This is a genomic window from Terrabacter aerolatus (assembly GCF_007991735.1).
GTDB classification, from domain to species: domain Bacteria; phylum Actinomycetota; class Actinomycetes; order Actinomycetales; family Dermatophilaceae; genus Terrabacter; species Terrabacter aerolatus.
On sequence record NZ_BJYX01000001.1, the window covers coordinates 121,388 to 137,789 of the forward strand.

19 protein-coding genes, 1 tRNA gene and 1 riboswitch are annotated in these 16,402 nt (G+C 72.2%); of the genes, 2 read left to right on the plus strand and 18 right to left on the minus strand.

All coding sequences use genetic code 11. The features are described from left to right. Positions 1-44: 44 nt before the first annotated feature. Together TAE01_RS00595 and TAE01_RS00600 are read right to left on the minus strand one after the other, a co-directional pair. The gene (locus tag TAE01_RS00595; RefSeq protein WP_246111050.1) at positions 45-920 is read right to left on the minus strand and encodes an SMP-30/gluconolactonase/LRE family protein; all 876 of its coding nucleotides are present in this window, start codon (positions 918-920) and stop codon (positions 45-47) included. Then, positions 920-1,351 (minus strand): YfbO family protein, encoded by a 432-nt coding sequence (locus tag TAE01_RS00600; protein WP_147062353.1) that lies wholly within the window; start codon positions 1,349-1,351, stop codon positions 920-922. The genes TAE01_RS00595 and TAE01_RS00600 overlap by 1 nt, the downstream gene beginning before the upstream one ends. 107 nt (positions 1,352-1,458) lie before the next feature. Between TAE01_RS00600 and TAE01_RS00605 the strand changes: the two genes are divergently transcribed. Continuing rightward, a tRNA-Gly gene (locus TAE01_RS00605) sits at positions 1,459-1,529 on the plus strand. Between the two features lie 83 nt (positions 1,530-1,612). On the opposite strand, the gene TAE01_RS00610 is transcribed toward TAE01_RS00605, so the two are convergent. After that, positions 1,613-2,014: a C40 family peptidase gene (locus TAE01_RS00610; RefSeq protein ID WP_246111051.1), complete on the minus strand. Its 402-nt coding sequence runs from the start codon at positions 2,012-2,014 to the stop codon at positions 1,613-1,615. A gap of 183 nt (positions 2,015-2,197) precedes the next feature. After that, a riboswitch (cyclic di-AMP (ydaO/yuaA leader) is annotated at positions 2,198-2,355 on the minus strand. Positions 2,356-2,710: 355 nt separating this feature from the next. Here TAE01_RS00610 and TAE01_RS00615 point away from each other — a divergent pair. Further along, entirely contained in the window at positions 2,711-3,205 is a 495-nt protein-coding gene (locus TAE01_RS00615) for an FBP domain-containing protein (RefSeq protein ID WP_186814982.1), read from the plus strand. A gap of 102 nt (positions 3,206-3,307) precedes the next feature. Here the strand turns inward: TAE01_RS00615 and TAE01_RS00620 are convergent, their stop codons facing one another. From TAE01_RS00620 to TAE01_RS00690, 15 genes are all read right to left on the minus strand, one after another. Beyond that, the gene (locus tag TAE01_RS00620) at positions 3,308-4,162 is read right to left on the minus strand and encodes a sigma-70 family RNA polymerase sigma factor (protein WP_147062357.1); all 855 of its coding nucleotides are present in this window, start codon (positions 4,160-4,162) and stop codon (positions 3,308-3,310) included. A gap of 178 nt (positions 4,163-4,340) precedes the next feature. Further along, positions 4,341-4,631, minus strand: a complete 291-nt coding sequence (locus tag TAE01_RS00625) for a carbon storage regulator (protein ID WP_246111052.1) — start codon at positions 4,629-4,631, stop codon at positions 4,341-4,343. Positions 4,632-4,676: 45 nt separating this feature from the next. Next, positions 4,677-5,618 (minus strand): hypothetical protein, encoded by a 942-nt coding sequence (locus TAE01_RS00630; protein WP_147062358.1) that lies wholly within the window; start codon positions 5,616-5,618, stop codon positions 4,677-4,679. Continuing rightward, positions 5,593-7,638: a flagellar biosynthesis protein FlhA gene (locus TAE01_RS00635; protein WP_147062360.1), complete on the minus strand. Its 2,046-nt coding sequence runs from the start codon at positions 7,636-7,638 to the stop codon at positions 5,593-5,595. Before TAE01_RS00635 ends, TAE01_RS00630 begins: the two co-directional genes overlap by 26 nt. After that, entirely contained in the window at positions 7,635-8,795 is a 1,161-nt protein-coding gene (locus tag TAE01_RS00640) for an EscU/YscU/HrcU family type III secretion system export apparatus switch protein (protein WP_147062362.1), read from the minus strand. Before TAE01_RS00640 ends, TAE01_RS00635 begins: the two co-directional genes overlap by 4 nt. Next, positions 8,795-9,553 (minus strand): flagellar biosynthetic protein FliR, encoded by a 759-nt coding sequence (locus tag TAE01_RS00645; RefSeq protein WP_147062364.1) that lies wholly within the window; start codon positions 9,551-9,553, stop codon positions 8,795-8,797. The genes TAE01_RS00640 and TAE01_RS00645 overlap by 1 nt, the downstream gene beginning before the upstream one ends. Positions 9,554-9,558: 5 nt before the next feature. After that, the gene (gene fliQ / locus TAE01_RS00650; RefSeq protein ID WP_147062366.1) at positions 9,559-9,834 is read right to left on the minus strand and encodes a flagellar biosynthesis protein FliQ; all 276 of its coding nucleotides are present in this window, start codon (positions 9,832-9,834) and stop codon (positions 9,559-9,561) included. Next, on the minus strand, positions 9,831-10,805 hold the full coding sequence (fliP, locus tag TAE01_RS00655) for a flagellar type III secretion system pore protein FliP (protein ID WP_246111053.1): 975 nt from the start codon (positions 10,803-10,805) through the stop codon (positions 9,831-9,833). The genes fliQ and fliP overlap by 4 nt, the downstream gene beginning before the upstream one ends. Further along, entirely contained in the window at positions 10,802-11,362 is a 561-nt protein-coding gene (gene fliO / locus TAE01_RS00660; protein WP_147062368.1) for a flagellar biosynthetic protein FliO, read from the minus strand. Before fliO ends, fliP begins: the two co-directional genes overlap by 4 nt. Beyond that, a complete protein-coding gene (fliN, locus tag TAE01_RS00665) occupies positions 11,363-12,076 on the minus strand; it encodes a flagellar motor switch protein FliN (RefSeq protein ID WP_147062370.1) in 714 nt (237 codons plus the stop codon). Continuing rightward, positions 12,073-13,026: a flagellar motor switch protein FliM gene (locus TAE01_RS00670; RefSeq protein ID WP_246111054.1), complete on the minus strand. Its 954-nt coding sequence runs from the start codon at positions 13,024-13,026 to the stop codon at positions 12,073-12,075. Before TAE01_RS00670 ends, fliN begins: the two co-directional genes overlap by 4 nt. A 135-nt stretch (positions 13,027-13,161) precedes the next feature. Beyond that, entirely contained in the window at positions 13,162-13,959 is a 798-nt protein-coding gene (locus TAE01_RS00675; RefSeq protein WP_147062372.1) for an OmpA/MotB family protein, read from the minus strand. Continuing rightward, the gene (locus TAE01_RS00680; protein ID WP_147062374.1) at positions 13,956-14,762 is read right to left on the minus strand and encodes a motility protein A; all 807 of its coding nucleotides are present in this window, start codon (positions 14,760-14,762) and stop codon (positions 13,956-13,958) included. The genes TAE01_RS00675 and TAE01_RS00680 overlap by 4 nt, the downstream gene beginning before the upstream one ends. A 9-nt stretch (positions 14,763-14,771) precedes the next feature. Beyond that, positions 14,772-15,098, minus strand: a complete 327-nt coding sequence (locus TAE01_RS00685; RefSeq protein WP_147062376.1) for a flagellar FlbD family protein — start codon at positions 15,096-15,098, stop codon at positions 14,772-14,774. Between the two features lie 74 nt (positions 15,099-15,172). Then, positions 15,173-16,348, minus strand: coding sequence for a flagellar hook protein FlgE (locus TAE01_RS00690; RefSeq protein WP_147062379.1), 1,176 nt, complete (start codon positions 16,346-16,348; stop codon positions 15,173-15,175). Between the last annotated feature and the right edge of the window lie 54 nt (positions 16,349-16,402).

The following is a 16,402-nucleotide window of genomic DNA, read 5'->3' on the forward strand; positions in this document are numbered from 1 at the left end:
CCGGCCACCCGGCATACGCCCGCTCGGGGTCGCCGGTCAGGAGGTCACCCGGCGAAGGCGCGCACCGGCCGACCCGGCACGGCGACGCGGACGCGGAAGAGGGCGCCGGCCTGCGGCTCGGGGTCCTCGAGGTTCTCGCGGGACGTCGTGACGTAGAGGTCGCGCAGGTCGTCGCCGCCGAACGTGCAGGCGGTCACGAGGCGCACGGGCAGCGTCACCTCCGCGAGCACCTCGCCCGAGGGTGCGAAGCAGCGCACTCGCCCCGCGCCGTTGAGGGCGACCCAGACGTTGCCGGCGCTGTCGACGGTGAGGCCGTCGGGGTGGCCGACGTCGTGGGTGACGAAGGGTCGACGGCCCGTCAGCTCCCCGTCGACGACGTCGAACACGTCGGTGCGGCCGGTCGGGGTGTCGTCGTAGTAGGCGAGGCGCCCGTCGGGCGAGAGGTCGATGCCGTTGGAGATCGTCACGTCGGGCAGGACCACGGTGACGCACCCCGCGCCGTCGACGCGGTAGAGGCGCGCGCTGCCGGGGACGCGGTCGTAGCCCATCGACCCCGCCCACAGGCGGCCCTCGCCGTCGACGCCGCCCTCGTTCATCCGGACGGACGGGTCGTCCCAGAGGTCGAACCACGGAGCGGGTATGCCGTGTGGTTCGTCCGCTCGGGCGAGACCTCGCTCGGTCGCGACCACCCAGCCGCCGTCGGTGCGCGGGCGCAGGAACGCCGCGACGTCGCCGACGTGCACCCGGTCGACGGACCCGTCGCGTCGCAGGGTCAGCACGTCGCCCGCGAGCATGTCGACCCACCGCAGGCCGTCCCACGTCGACGACCAGACGGGGCCCTCCCCGTGGTAGCAGACGGCGTCGGTGACCTGCTCGAGCTCACCGGTGACCATGCCGGCGCCGGGAGCGGACTCGCCCATCAGTCCCACCACACGCCGACGTAGTGGTGCCCCTCGGGCACCGTCGGGGCGTCGACGAGCCAGTCGGCGTGGGCGGCGGGACCGCCGCTCGACTCGGTGTCGGCGTCGACGGTCATGGCGTCGACCTCGTCCGGCTGCAGCGTCGTGATGACGGCCACCCCACTCGCGAAAGGCCATTCGTCGTCGGGGAAGTCCTGGAACTCCAGGACGTCGAGCTCGACGCGCACGTCGTGGACGTCCGGGTGCTCGCGCAGGTCGAGCAGCACGCGCTGCACGGACTCGAGGGGCATGTCCTCGGGGCGGTTCGGCGCGATCGACCACTCGCAGTCGTTGCCGTCGAAGAACTGCTCGAGGGTCACGGCCACCTGGGCGCTCGCTCCGCCGCGCTGGCGCACGTGCTCCACGAAGGCGTTCTGCTTGACGAGATCCATGACGAAAGGGGCCCCTGGGGTCGTGGTCTGGGCACTGGCGCGGCGTCGGCTACACTGGCGCCGCGTGCCGCTCACGTGTCCCTCACGGGGCACCGCCGGCGGCCCGTGCGAGCGTAGCTCAATGGTAGAGCGCCAGCTTCCCAAGCTGGATACGCGGGTTCGATTCCCGTCGCTCGCTCCGCGCAGATCCGTGAGGCCCACCTGCTCTCCTGGTGGACGTGCGGCCCTCGGGGTCGTCAGTCCCTGAGGGCCGCTCCCTCGTCAGCGGATGCGGCCGGCCACCCACTGGCTGGTCCAGAGCTTCGAGAGCTGGACGCGCTGGCCCGGCCTCGGTGAGTGCCAGATCTTGCCGCTGCCGGCGTAGATGCCGACGTGGTAGGCGCGCCCTCCGGACATGAAGAAGACGAGATCGCCGGGCCGGAGGCTGGCCTTGGCGATCCGGATGGTCTGCAGGCGCTGGGCGTTGGCGGTGCGGGCCAGCGACACGTGCAGCTGCGTGCGGTAGACGTAGTAGACGAGTCCGGAGCAGTCGAAGGACGACGGCCCCGCCCCGCCCCACCGGTACGGCTTGCCCTTCTGGGCGGCCGCGATCCTGACGGCCTTGAGGCCGCGGGGGATGGCGATCGATGCCGGGGTGACGTAGGCGACGGGCTTGGTCGTCACGTCGACGGGCGCTCGGGTCGAGGACCCCGAGACGGCCGGCGCTGCCGACGCACCTGGTGCAGAGGCGGTCGGCGCCGGCGACGTGCCGACCGTCCCGACCAGGAGAGCTGCGGTGACCAGAGGCGCGATCGCCAGTGATTGCAAGGAAATTCGGCGTGCGGAGGTAGAAGCGGACATGGCAGGTCCTTCCCACGCCTGTGAGGTGAGCTGTCGGGTTCGGGCGGAAGTTGCCCGGCCGCTGATGCGGCTTCACCCCGAGGACCGGCTGACCGGTCCGAAGGTGGGTCCCCCACTCCTGTCCGTTTTTCCATGACTGCCCCACCGGCGGACAGGACTCGGCGTCCGGCGGGCCGACCGGGGAGGACCCCGGCCGATGAACATTCATCGAATGTGACAGAGAAGGTCACGAAAGCATCCCGGTAGGACAGATTCTGGCAAGATCTGCCACCCCAATACGGCACGAAACGGACGCGCACATCGCCCTGACGCCCTCTGACGGCGCTTTAATCGATGGATCCCACGGGCCGACCCGTGCATCATGGACGCGGCTCCGTTCGGAGCATGTCGGTCGTCGGCGGGGAGGCCCGCGGAGAGGTGGGTGGCCCGGATGGCCTGCTCGGCGGTCACGGTCCCGCGCCATCTCCCCCACCCCGGCTGACCGGGCCGTCCGGTCATGCCCGACCGACAGGAAAGACCGTGAAACCACTGACAGAGAACGAGATTCGCGCTTCGTTCGTCAACACCTCCCGACGTGAGGCCAAGCAGGCGAACCTCCCGGACCTCGACCGCATCGGCGACCGCTGGGAGACGCTCGACTTCCTCGGCTGGGTCGACCGCAGCAACGCCCAGCGTGCGTATGCCGTGGTGCCCGTCGACGACGAGCCCGTCGGCCTGCTGCTGCGCACCTCGGAGCGCACGCGCAAGGCCAGCACGATGTGCGCGTGGTGCGAGGACGTCTTCGCCACGACCGAGGTGTCGCTCTTCGTCGCCAAGCGCGCCGGCGCCGCAGGCCGCGAGGGCAACAGCCTCGGCACGCTCGTGCACGCCGATTTCAGCTGCTCGGCCCACGTCCGGCGCCTGCCCAACGGCATGGAGGGCGGGCTCGACCCGCTCGCTCTCGTCGAGCGCCGGGTCGAGGAGCTGCGCGCCCGGTCATCCGCGTTCGCCCGGCGCGTGCGCGACGGGTCCTGACCCGTTCGCCGGCAGGTCCGGGCCGAGCCGCCCCACCTGACGGTGCGTCGGTGACGCGTCAGTCGGCGCCGGCCCGGCCCGTGACGCTGTTGCGGGTCGGGCTCAGCCCGCGGCCTCGAGAGACGGGGACCCGTGGGTGCGGCGGACTCCCCCACCGGCCAGTGCCCGCTGCTGCCGGAAGCCCTGGACGGCCTCGCCGACGCTCTCGAGGTAGGCCGCGCGACGCGGCGTGACGGGCAGGGCGTGGCCGGCCTCGGCCGGCACGCACCGCAGCGGGTCGGGCTCGTCGGCGAAGTGGGTCTCGAGTCCGGCCCGCATGAGCCGCAAGGCCTCCCCGCGCTGCTGCGACACGGCCGACGACGTGAGGCCGAGCTCGGCCGCCACGTCCTTGACCGCGCGACCCTCGAGGTAGATCTCCGTGACGATGAAGCGGAGCCGGTCGGGCAGGGCCGCGACGGCTGCCCCGAGGTGCTGGACCCGCTCCCGCTCGAGAGCTGCGTCCTCCGGGGCGACGGTCTCGGCGGCGAGCGCCTCGGCGGCTGCATCGAGCGGCCCGACCACCCGCGCGGCGTCGGCGAGACCGTCCCGCACCTGCTCGGACGTCACACCGAGCGCCGACGCCATCTCCTCGTGCGACGGGGCGCGACCGAGCCGGGCGGCCAGCGTCTCGGACATGGCCTGCATCGACTTGATCCGCTGGCGGGTCCCGCGCCCGGCCCAGTCGAGCGAGCGCAGCTCGTCGAGCAGGGCCCCGCTGACGCGGCGGCGGGCATACGCCCCGAAGGGCACCCCGGCCGAGGGGTCGAAGGCGTCGGCGGCGAGAACGAGGCCGACGGCACCCACCGAGGCGAGGTCCTCGCGCGAGAGATGGGTGGCTCGCGCGCACAGCTCGGAGACCAGGTAGCCGACGAGCGGGAGGTTGTCGACGACGAGACGGTTGCGTTCCGCTGCTTGCACTGGACCCCTTGGACGAGCGCACCGACCATGCGCGAGATGGGTCGCGCAGCAGACGTCTGCGGACCCGTTCAGACATGTCCATTTTGGGTGGATAAAGAATGGTTTGTACGCGAAATCGCGAAATTGCCCCGGCACCGGTGTGACGGGGTTGCTTCCACGGCTGGGACGTGGGTCGACGCTAGGGCGCTGGCCTGCCGCCCTCGGGTCCGGCCGAGGGCTCACCGACGGCCGGCGGCGGCGCCGGGGTCGGCGGAACGAGCCCCCGCAGCACCTCGTCGGCGTTGGCGCGGGTGGCCTCGCGGTTCGCGTCGGCCACGGCGACCGCGATCTCCTCGCGCTTGATCTCGAGGTGGCGCGGTGCGTCGATGCCGATGCGGATGCCGTCGCCGCCGCGGCTCTCGAGGAAGGTGATGACGATGTCGTCACCGATCATGATCTTCTCGCCCGGCTTGCGGGTCAGCACGAGCATGGGGGCCCCTTCCGTGGGTTGCGGGTCGTCGGTGGTCGACGAGGCTCAGAGCACCGTCCGTGGCGCGGGCATCCCGTCCAGCCAGCCTAGGGGAAGGCCGAGCCCGTTCACCGTGTGCGCCGTCCGCGAGTCGCCGGCTCCGACGACCGCGAGCGCGTCGACGTGCAGGACCTCCCGCACCGTCGCCACCCAGTCGAAGGTCTCGTCCGCCTTGTGCCGGGCGTCGACGACGAGCCACACCTGGTCGGGGCCGAGCACGCCCACCTCGTCGAGGTGGGGCAGTCCCGTCGTCGGGGAACCGAGGCCGTATGCCGTCACGACCGTCGCGTGGGCCTCCACCGCCAGGGCTCGGGCCTCGGCGGCGTCCCACCGGCTCGCGAGCCGCGGGCCACCGGGTCGCGCGGCCGCTCCCCCTCCGTGGCGGGCGATGCTGCGACCGCTGCGCTCGAGCGCGGCGGCCATCGAGTCGGTGACCGGCCACGCCGAGTCGCCGAGGCCGAGGACGAGCACGAGGTCTCCCGGTGCGTCGAGCAGCGCCGGGACCGCGGCACCGGACGCGTGGGCCGTGCGTGCGGGGTCGTCGTGGTCCCCACGGTCGACACCGAGCCGGGACAGCAGCTCGGACAGGCTGTCCGACTCGGTGGAGACCGTGGCGACGGCGCCGATGGGGGCGGACGGGATCGCACCCGGCTCGGCCGAGGTGGCGTTGACGTCGTCCTCGGCACGGTCGGCACTGTCCAGCAGCGCGAGCAGCCCCGTCCGGTCACCGAGCACGTGCACGCCCGGTCGGCGCGTCGTGACGGGCACGTACGTGTCGGGCACCTCCACCATGACCTCGAGGTGGCGACGACCGAGGAAGCCCGCGACACCGGGGTCGAGGACCCGCTCGGCGCGCACGATGCGTGCACCGGCCCCGTAGAGGGCGGTCGCCTCCCGGGCCAGCTCGTCGAGGCTGCGCCCCTCAAGCAGGTACTGCTGCACCGACACGCACCACCCCGACGGTCTCGATGGTGACCTCGGCCGACGTCACCTCGGAGTACGACAGGACCGGGACCCCGCGCGGCGGCGCCGGCACGAGCTTGCGCAGGGCCGGCCGGAGCACCGGGGCGCACACGAGGACCGCCGACCGGCCCGAGGCCTCGGCCGCCGCGACGGCCGAGCTGAGCGAGGTCATGACGGCGTCCAGACGCGTCGGGTCCACGACGAGCTGGGTGCCGCCCTCGGCGGGGCGCAGGTCCTGGACGAGCCCCTGCTCCAGGGTCGGCTCGATCGTGATGACGGCGAGGTGGCCGTGGTCGGCGAACCTCGCCACGAGCGCCGGCCCCAGCCCGGCGCGCGCCGCCTCGACGAGCGACTCGGCGTCCGCCCCGGCCTTGGCCCGCAACGTCAGCGCCTCGTAGATCCGGGTCAGGTCGTTGATGGGGACCTGCTCGGCGAGCAGGCCCTGGAGCACCCGGTGCACCTCGGCGAGCGAGAGCAGCGACGGCGTCAGCTCGTCGACCGTCGCGGGGCTGACGGCGCGGACCCCCTCGGTCAGCACCCGCACGTCCTCGCGGGACAGGAGCCGGGACGCGTTGGCGCTCACCACCGACGACAGGTGCGTGACGAGCACGCTCACCCGGTCGATGAGGGTCGCGCCCGTCAGCTCGGCGCTGTGGCGCAGCTCCGCCGGGATCCACTTGCCCGCGAGCCCGAAGACGGGCTCGATGACGGCAGCACCCGGCAGCGCGTCGAGCGACTCCCCGAGCGCGAGGAGGCGCCCGGGCGGCGCCATGCCGCGGCCGGCCTCCACGCCCGCGACGCGGACGGCATACGTCGACGGTGGGAGGTCGACGCTGTCCCGGGTGCGGACCGGCGGGATGACGATGCCGAGGTCCATGGCCACGGTGTGGCGCAGCGCCTTGACGCGGCCGAGGAGGTCGTCCGGCGACCCCCCGACGAGGTCGACGAGGTCTGCGGCGAGCAGGATCTCGAGCGGCTGGACGCGCATCTTCTCGATGATCGCCTCGTTCGGGTCGACGGGAGCGCCCTCGGCGTCGACGCCCTCGCCACCGGCGGACGCGCCCGCCGCGGCCGCCGGCCGGACCCGTCGGGAGGCGAGCACGAGGAGGCCACCGACCCCGAGGAAGGGCAGCGCCGGCATACCGGGCAGCAGAGCCATGACGATGGACGCGCACCCGGCCACGAGCAGGGCCGTCCTCGACTGGGAGAGCTGGACCGACGCGGTGCGACCGAGGTCGGCCTCGGCGTTGGAGCGGGTGACGATCATGCCCGTCGAGACCGCCATGAGCAGCGCCGGGATCTGCGTCACGAGACCGTCACCCACGGTGAGGAGCGTGTACGTGTTGACGGCGTCGGTCAGCGACAGGCCGCGCTGCACCATCCCGACCGCGATGCCGCCGACGACGTTGACGAGGATGATGACGATGCCAGCGATCGCGTCGCCCTTGACGAACTTCGACGCGCCGTCCATGGCGCCGTAGAAGTCCGCCTCGGCCGCCACGTCGGCACGGCGCTCGCGCGCGACGACGTCGGTGATGAGCCCGGCGTTGAGGTCGGCGTCGATGGCCATCTGCTTGCCCGGCATGGCGTCGAGCGTGAACCGCGCTCCCACCTCGGCGACCCGCTCGGCGCCCTTGGTGACGACGACGAACTGGATGACGACGAGGATCACGAAGACGACGGCGCCGATGATGAGCGAGCCACCGACCGTCACCGTGCCGAAGGCCTCGATGACGTGGCCGGCGAAGCCCTGGCCGAGGACCAGGCGCGTCGAGGCGACGTTGAGGCCGAGTCGGAAGAGCGTCGCGACGAGCAGCAACGACGGGAAGACCGAGAAGTCGAGCGGTCTCGTCACGAACATCGCCGTCAGCAGGATGACGAGGGCCAGCGCGATGTTGCAGACGATGAGCACGTCGAGCAGCGCCGCCGGCACCGGGACGACGAGCAGCAGGACGATGCCGACGATGCCGTGCGGCACGGCCAGACGGGCGAGGTCACGGTTCACGAGGACCCTCCTGGGTGGGACGTGGATGACGACGTGGGTGATGACACGGGTGACGGGGACGAGGAGGCGGCGCCCCGGGCCGGCCGCTGGGGGACGGTGTGCACACCGGCCGCAGACCCCCGGGCCCGCAGCGCCATGACGAAGGCGAGCACGCCCGCCACGGGCGTGTAGAGGTCGACCGGGATCTCCTGGCCGATCTCGCAGCCCGCGTGCAGCGCCCGGGCCAGCGGCACGTCGCGGACCATCGGGACCCCCTTGTCCTCGGCCTCGGCGCGGATGCGGGTGGCGATGGTGCCGGCGCCCTTGGCCACGACCCGCGGGGCGGCCTTGCCGGGCTCGTACGTCAGCGCGACTGCGACGTGGGTCGGGTTGACGAGGACGACGTCCGCACCGGCTACGGCCGAGATCATCCGGTTGCGCGACATCGACAGCTGGCGCGAGCGGCGGTGCTGGCGCAGCAGCGGGTCGCCCTCGCTCGTCTTGTGCTCGTCCTTGACCTCGCGCTTGGTCATGCGGGTGCGACCACGGTTGCGGCGCATGACGACCGCGACGTCGGCCACGGCGAGGACGACGCCCGCGGCGACGGCGAAGCGCAGCAGCGAGGCGGCGCCGTCTCCGGTCTCGGCGATGAGACCCGACACCGGCAGCCCACCCGCCGACAGGAGCACCGGCACGAGGTCCTGGACGACCATCCACAGCACGACCCCGACCACCGCCGTCTTGACCAGCGCCTTGACGCCGCCCCAGAGCGCCTGCTTGCCGAACACCCGCCCGACGCCCTTGACGAGGTCGAAGTGCTCGAAGGACGGGGCGAAGCGCTTCACGTGCAGGCCGCCCTGCAGCACCGACCCACCGACGACACCGACGAAGACGGCCGACACGAGCGGCAGCAGCGTCCACCCGATCGACCCCAGCCCCTCCCCGAGGGCGGCGACGGCACGGCCCGGGTCCGGGTCCGCGGTCACCGACCGCAGCGTCATGAGCTGGCTCGCGCTCGCGTCGGCCCCCCGCGAGATCGTCACCGGGATCATGACCGCCCCCAGACCGACCGCGAGCCACGCGGTGAGGTCCTGCGACTTCGACAGCTGGCCCTTGGAGCGGACCTCCTTCATCCGCTTGTCGGTGGCCTGCTCGGTGCGCTCGCCGGCATCTGACATCAGGCCACCCCCAGCAGCAGCCGGGCCGCGTCGTGGGCCAGGGCCGACACGACGCGGGGCAGGGCGAGGAACATGAAGCCGGACAGACCGAGGGTGATGAGGATCTTGAGCGGGAAACCGAGCTGGAAGGCGTTGAGGGCCGGGGCGACCCGCGTCAGCAGCCCGAGGCCGACGTCCGCGAGGAAGAGGACCGCCATGAGCGGCCCGGCGATCTGGACCGCTGCGACGAACATGCCGCTGACGCCGGAGACCATCACCTCCACCGGGCGCGACAGGTCGATCCCGCCGCCGAGCGGGAGCGGTCCCACCGTCCCGGTGAGGCCGCTGATGACGAGCTGGTAGCCGTCCGTGCTGAAGAGCAGGGCGAGGGCCGCCATCTGGGTCAGGCGCGTGAACTGCGCCCCGTTGACCATGCTCTGCGGGTCGTAGGCCTGGGCGAGCTGGAAGCCCCCGGAGAGGTCGATGAGCGAGCCCGCCGACTGCACCGCCGCGAAGACGAGGTAGACGAGGAAGCCGAGCGCCAGACCGGTCAGCAGCTCGAGGACGAGACCCGTCACGAAGGCGGCGTCGCCGTGGCCCGTCCACGACGCGCCCGCCCGGCTCGAGACCGCGACGCCGAGACCGACCCCGAGCATCGCCTTGATGCGGGCCGGGAACGCGTTGTGCGAGAAGGGCGGTGCGACGAAGAGGAATGCCGTCATCCGCACGATCGCGAGCAGCGTGGCCTCGGCCCAGGCCTGGTCGATGGGGATCGTCATCGGGGTCAGGCCACGCCGAGCAGGCTCGGGATCCGGGCGAAGAGGTCCTGCGTGAACGACACCATCTCGGCGATCATCCAGTGGCCCGAGACGGCCAGCGCGATGGCGACCGCGACGGCCTTGGGCACGAACGAGAGGGTCACCTCCTGCAGCTGGGTGATGGACTGCACGAGCGAGACGGCGAGGCCGACGACGAGAGCCGTGATGAGGACGGGCGCCGACAGCTTCGCGGCGGCTGCCAGGGCCTGGACGCAGATGTCGAGCACGGCGGAGGCGTTCACGTCACCCCGCCGTAGCTCTGGACGAGCGCCGTGATGATGAGGCCCCAGCCGTCGACGAGGATGAAGAGCAGCACCTTGAACGGCAGCGACACCATGACCGGCGGCAGCATCATCATGCCCATCGACATCAGCGCCGACGACACGACGATGTCGATGACGAGGAACGGGATGAAGATGACGAAGCCGATGATGAAGGCCGCCCGCAGCTCGGAGATCATGAAGGCCGGCACGAGCGTCTGCAGGGGCGTCGACGCCGGCGTCGCCGGGTTGGCGATGCCGGCGGCCCGCGTCATCAGGGCGATGTCCTCCTGGCGCGTGTGCGCGAGCATGAAGGTCGACAGCGGCTTGGCGCCCGCGGTGACAGCCGCGCCGAAGTCGAGGTGCCCGGCGAGGTAGGGCTGCACCGCGTGCACGTTCACCTGGGTCAGCACCGGCCACATGATGAAGAGCGTCAGGAAGAGGGTCAGGCCGGCGAGCACCTGGTTCGGCGGGACGGACCCGAGCCCCAGGGCGTTCCGCGTCATGGCGAGGACGACGAAGATCTTCGTGAACGACGTCATCATGAGCAGCAGGGCCGGCGCCACGGACAGCAGCCCGATGCCGATGAGCGTCACGACCGCCGACGACGGCGCCTTGTCGGGGGTGTTGATCTGCAGGTCGATCCCGGAGCTCGACGCGCCCGGCTTCTTCACGCCGGTCGAGGGGTTCGGGCTCGGCGTCGGCTCGGCCGGCAGCATCGGGCGAACCGAGCCCACCGAGCCCACCGAGCCCACCGAGCCCACCGAGCCCACCGACACGGCTGCCCGCATCGAGCCGGCCGGTTCTGCTGCGTGGCCCGGCGACGCCACGACCGTGAGCAGGACGCAGGCCACGACCCAGGCCAGGGCGGCGAGGCACAGCACTCGACGCATACGGAAGGGGGCGTGCCCCACGACGGTGCCCTCGGGGGACGCGATGAGCGGGGAGGTCACGACCGTCGACCGGACCTCAGGGCCTGGGCCGCGAGGCGCCACGTGGCGGGCTCGAGGACGGACCCGGCCGGCTGGGCCGTCGCCTGCTGCGCGGTCTCCCGGCGCAGCTCCGCCTCGAACGACGCCTGACGGGCGGCCGCCCGGGTCGCGGGAGCACCCTCCTCCCCCGCACCGCTGGGCGCGAGGGTGGGCTCCGTGTCGTCCGCGACGGCGTCGTGGGTCGGGTCCGGCTCGGGGACAGCCAGCCCAACGAGGTCAGCGGCACTCGTCCGCGCGGGCGTCACCGACGGGGCGGCCGGCACCTCGGGCGTCGGGGCCTCGGACGTGTGCAGCACGCTGATGCCGTGCTCGGTCACCCCGAGCAGGAAGCGCCGGCCGTCGGTGTCGACGACCACGACGGACGCCTTGGGCCCGACGTTCTGCCGGGCGACGACACTCAGCACCCGCGCCCGCAGGCCGGGGTTGCCGGCCCGCAGCCGGCGCTGGAGCAGCCACATGAGGCCGAACACCGCGCCGAGCGAGACGATGACCCGCAGGCCCAGGACGAGCGAGTCCATTCAGGGCCGGGCCTCGGCGGTGTCGAGGATCCGTGAGATCCGGACGGCGTAGTCCTGGTCGACGACGACGACCTCGCCGAGCGCGATCCGGCGTCCGTTGAGCAGGATGTCGACCGGAGCACCGGCCGACCGGTCGAGCTCGACGACGGTGCCCGGCTCCATCGACAGCGCGTCGCGCACGCTCATCCGCGTCCGGCCGATCTCGACGGTCAGGGCCATCTCGACGTCCTGGATCCGGCGAAGGCGTCCGTCGAAGGCGGTCTCGCCACCGGCCGGCGCCGCGGACGTGGCCGGCGCGCCGTGACGGATCGCGAGCCAGCCGAACGGAGCCCCACCGCCGGAGATCTCGAAGACCGCGCTCACCTCGGGGTCGGCGAGCAGGCCGCCCGGGTCGCCCGACACGAGCTCGGACAGGACCCCCTCGCCCAGAGCGACGGCCGCAGCCTCGAACGCGGGGCGCAGCACGGCGGGGACGGACGCCGCCGGTCCGCCACCGGCGACCGCGACGAACGTGGTGTCGAGGACGACGAGCACGAGCTCGGCCGGACGCGGCCCGACGAGCGAGGCCGACACGACGGCAGGTGCGGCGGGACCACCTGCGTCCGCGAGGGCCTCCGGCCCGACCTGGGCGACCTGACCGGCGACGGCCAGACCGGGGACGGGCAGCGACGCGACGAGGCGCTCGGCGACGGAGCTGAGGTTTGCGGTGCTCACGGACGGTTCTCCTGGGTCGGTGCGGGGGCGTCGGGGGTGACCGGAGCCGGGTCCGCGCCCCGCGCCGGCGGGACGAGCGAGACGATGCGGGCCGCGGCACGCGTGCCGGTGCGCACGACCATCGCCCGGGCGAGGTCCTCGCCGCCGACCGTGACGACGAACGGGTCGTGGGCGTGGTGCGGCAGGGTCAGCGTGTCGCCGACGGCGAGCGACAGCACCTGATCGGGGGTCACCGCGACGGGCGCCAGGCGAACGGCCACCTCCATGGGCACCTGCGCCACCTGCTCGCGGGTCAGCTGGGCGGCGTTGTCGCTGCTGGCGACCGGGTTGACGGCGCCGAGCTGCGGCAGGAGCGTGTCGGCGGGGATGGCGAAGGTCACCGACGAGGCTGTCTCCCCGACCTGGAGGGCGCACGTCACGACGACCATGAGGTCTGAGGTGGCAGCGGCCTGCGCGAACTGCGAGTTGTGCTGGATCGACTCGACGCTCGGCTCCGCCGGCAGGAGCGGCCCCAGGGAGTAGGCGAGCACGTCGAGGGCCTCCTCGACGAGGGCCTTGACGAGGGCGTGCTCGATCGGCGTCAGCTTGCGCTCGAGCCCCACCTTGTCGGAGCTGCCGCCGAGCATGCGCGCCACCCAGCCGAGGGCCGCCGGCGTCGGGAACTGGACGACCATCTTCGCGGGCGTGTCACCGAGGACGCAGCGCACCATGCAGGTCACGGTCGGCAGCGACGCGACGTACTCGTCGTAGGTCTGGACGATGACCGACTCGGTCGTGGCGGTCGACTTGGTGCGCACCTTCGCGGTCAGCTGGGTGCCCCACTGGCGGGCGAACGAGTCGAAGGCGGCCTCGAGGATGCGGCTGTGCTCGCGGGCGAGCGTCGTGGGACGCCGGAAGTCGTACGCCTCCACGGCGAGCTCCGCGGTCGCCCCGACGTCGTGCACAGTCACGAACGGCACTATCGGCAGGGCGGCCGGTCACGTAAGGGTGTCCGGACGCCCGCGCCGAGGTGCTCGCGGAGGTGCTTGACGAGGTGCTCGACGAGGTGCGCTCGGAGGGGCGCGCCGGGGTGCAGCGGCGTCGGGTCAGGTCTGTCCCGCACGCGCCTTGAGCGCGTCGGGGATCAGCGCCCGCACCCGTTCGGGCTGGTCCGAGAGGACGACGATGTCGACGCGACGGTTCTGCCGGTAGTCGGCGGCGGTCGTGCCCCTGCTCGCCGGCCGGGACGAGCCGTAGCCCGTGGCTCCGACCCGGGCCCCGGGCAGGCCGCCCTGCTCGACCATGTACCGCGCGACCTTGGTGGCGCGCTCTGCCGACAGCTCCCACACGGACGGGTAGGAGGTGATGAGGTTCGCCGCGTGGCCCTCGACCGAGACCTGCAGCTGGGTCCCCACGATGACCGGGGTGATGGCGTGCATGATCCGGTAGGCACGTGGGGTCAGCACCGTGCTGTCCGGGCTGAAGAAGGTCTGGGACCCGACGAGACGGACGGTGAGTCCCCGTTGGTCGATGTGGAACTGCACGTCCTTCTGGAGGCCCTCGACCGCGAGCCGCTTGTTCATCTGCTCGGCCAGGGCGCTGAACTTCTTGACGTCCTTGACGGCGAGGTCGAGGTCGGCGAAGCCCTCCTTGTCCTTGCTCGCCATCGAGGGCGGGACGACGGTCCCCGAGGCCGTGTCGACCTTCTGGCTGATCGTCGTGCCGAAGCCGGTCGCGAGCGAGTTGCGCAACTTCTCGAAGCGGTTCTTGTCGACGGTCGACATCGCGTAGAGCACGACGAAGAGGCAGAAGAGCACGGTGATCATGTCCATGTAGGACACGGCCCAGCGCTCGTCGACGTGGAACTCCTCGGGGACCTTGCGCGACCGGCGACGGCGGCTCATGCGGCTGCCCGGTCCGCGTCGGCAGATCCCTTGCCCTTGTCGCCCTTGTCGGACGAGCCGGTGTCGGCCACCATGGCGCGCAGCCGTTCTGCGAGCAGCAGGGGCTGGGCGCCGCCCTGCATCGCGAGCACCCCCTCCATGACGAGGTTCATCCGCTCGACCTCGAGCTCGCTGAGCCGCGCGATGCGCGCCGAGATCGGCAGCCAGATGAAGTTGGCCGAGAGCAGCCCCCACAGGGTCGCGACGAACGCGCTGGCGATCATCGGGCCGAGGGCCTCGGGTGACGAGAGGTTCTCGAGGACGTGGGTCAGGGACACGACGGTGCCGATGATGCCGATGGTCGGCGCGTAGCCGCCGAGCGCCGCGAAGAACTTCGAGTCGGCGTGGTCGACCCGGGCCTTCGTCGCGATCTGGTCCTCCATGAGGATTCGCAGCTCCTCGGCGTCCGTGCCGTCGGCGATGTTCTGGAGGGCGCCCGCCAGGAACGGGTCGTCGGCGTCGGTTGCCTCGGCCTCGAGGGCGAGCAGGCCCTCGGCGCGGGCCTTCTCGGCGAGCGCGATGAGGCCGTCGATGCTGTCCTGCGGCTTCGGCGGCTTGCCGAGGAAGGCTCGGGGTACGGCCTTGAAGGCCCTCAGGGTGTCCTTGACGGTGTTGCCGGCCAGGCCGACGGCGATCGTCGCACCGAAGACGAGGATCATCGGCGGCGGCAGCAGGAGCGAGGTGATGTGGGAGCCCTCGAGCGTCACGATCGCGACGACGGAGCCGAAGGCGAGCACCAGGCCGATGATGAGTGACGGGTCCATGGGGTGTCCTCAGTGCTCGGTGGGCCGCAGGGGTGTCGGGGTCGTCACGGCGGTGCCGGTCCCCGTGGCGGACCGGGAGCCGCTCTCGCGGGCGTCGCTCTCGCCGCGGAGGACGCTGAGCTGCGGCACGCCGCCCACCGACATCGACTGGGCCGCGGCGATGACGAGGGCGCGGAAGTCCGCGATGAGGGCGATGACGTCGGGCAGGCTCTCGCGCACGACGTACGTGGCTCCCCCGACCATGACGAGCGTCGTGTCCGGGTTCTCCTGGACGCGCTCGATGAGGTCGGGGTTCACCGCGAAGCGTGACCCGTTGAGACGGGTGACTGCGATCATGGGGCCCTTTCGGGGGGCGGGGCTCATCCCCACCTCCGCCCCCCTCTATCGGCAGGTCGCCCTCGTCGTTAAGGTCACCGCTTCAGGTCGACGAGCTCCTGGAGCACCTGGTCCGAGGTGGTGATGATCCGGGCGTTCGCCTGGAAGCCACGCTGGGCCACGATGAGGTTGGTGAACTCCTGCGAGAGGTCGACGTTGCTCATCTCGAGGGCGCCCCCGACGAGCGAGCCGAAGCCGGCATCGCCGGCCTGCCCGATCTGCGCGACGCCGGAGTTGGCGGTGCTCGAGTAGGACGAGTCGCCGGCCTTCTCGAGGCCCGAGGGGTTGGTGAAGCGGGCCAGCGCGACCCGACCGACGGCCTGGCGCACGCCGTTGCTGAAGGACCCGATGAGAGAGCCGTCGGCGCCGACGCTGAAGGCCTCGAGGTTGCCGGCCTTGTAGCCGTCCTGGCCGGTCGCGGCGACCGTCGTGCTGCCGGCGTAGCCGGTGACCGTGCCGAGGTTGACGGTGATCCCGCCCACGGAGACCGAGCCGGCCGTCGTCTGCTTGCCGTTCGTGAACGACAGGGAGCCGCTTCCGCCGGCGCCCGACGCGTCGGCAGCGGCGACGTTCCAGCCGCTCGCGCTGCGCGTGAACGTGAGGGACAGGCTGCGGGCGACGCCGCTCGAGTCGAACACCTGGATGTCGCGCTGCAGCGCCGTACCGACGGCCGCGTCGGACGGGAGGTTGCCGCTGACGTCGACGCCGGTCGTGGCGCGAGCGGGCAGCATCGTCGTCGGTGTGAGGAGCAGGTCGGTGGTGGGGCCCCCGGTGTTGATGCGGCCGGACGCGTCCGCGGTCCAGCCCTGCAGGATGCCGCCGTCGGGCGTGACGAGGTGGCCCGAGGCGTCGAGGTCGAAGGCACCGGCACGGGCGTAGTACTGCTGGCCGCCCTTGCTCGTGACGAAGAAGCCGTCGCCGGAGATCATCATGTCGGTGGCCTTGCCCGTGGTCTGGGCCGAGCCCTGGGTGAAGTTCGTCGTCACCGCGGCGACGCGGACGCCGAGCCCGATCTGGGCCGGGTTGGTGCCGCCGGTGAGGGCCTGCGGTCCGGAGGCGCCCTGCGTCAGCTGCGAGAGGGTGTCCTGGAACTGCGTCGAGGACCCCTTGAAGCCGGTGGTGTTGACGTTGGCGATGTTGTTGCCGGTGACGTCGAGCATGGTCTGGTGGGCGCGCAGGCCCGAGATCCCGGAGTAGAGCGAGCGGAGCATGGTGTCTGCCTTTCGGGCGGGGTGGGAAGGACTGGAGGGCGGGACCGGGACCCG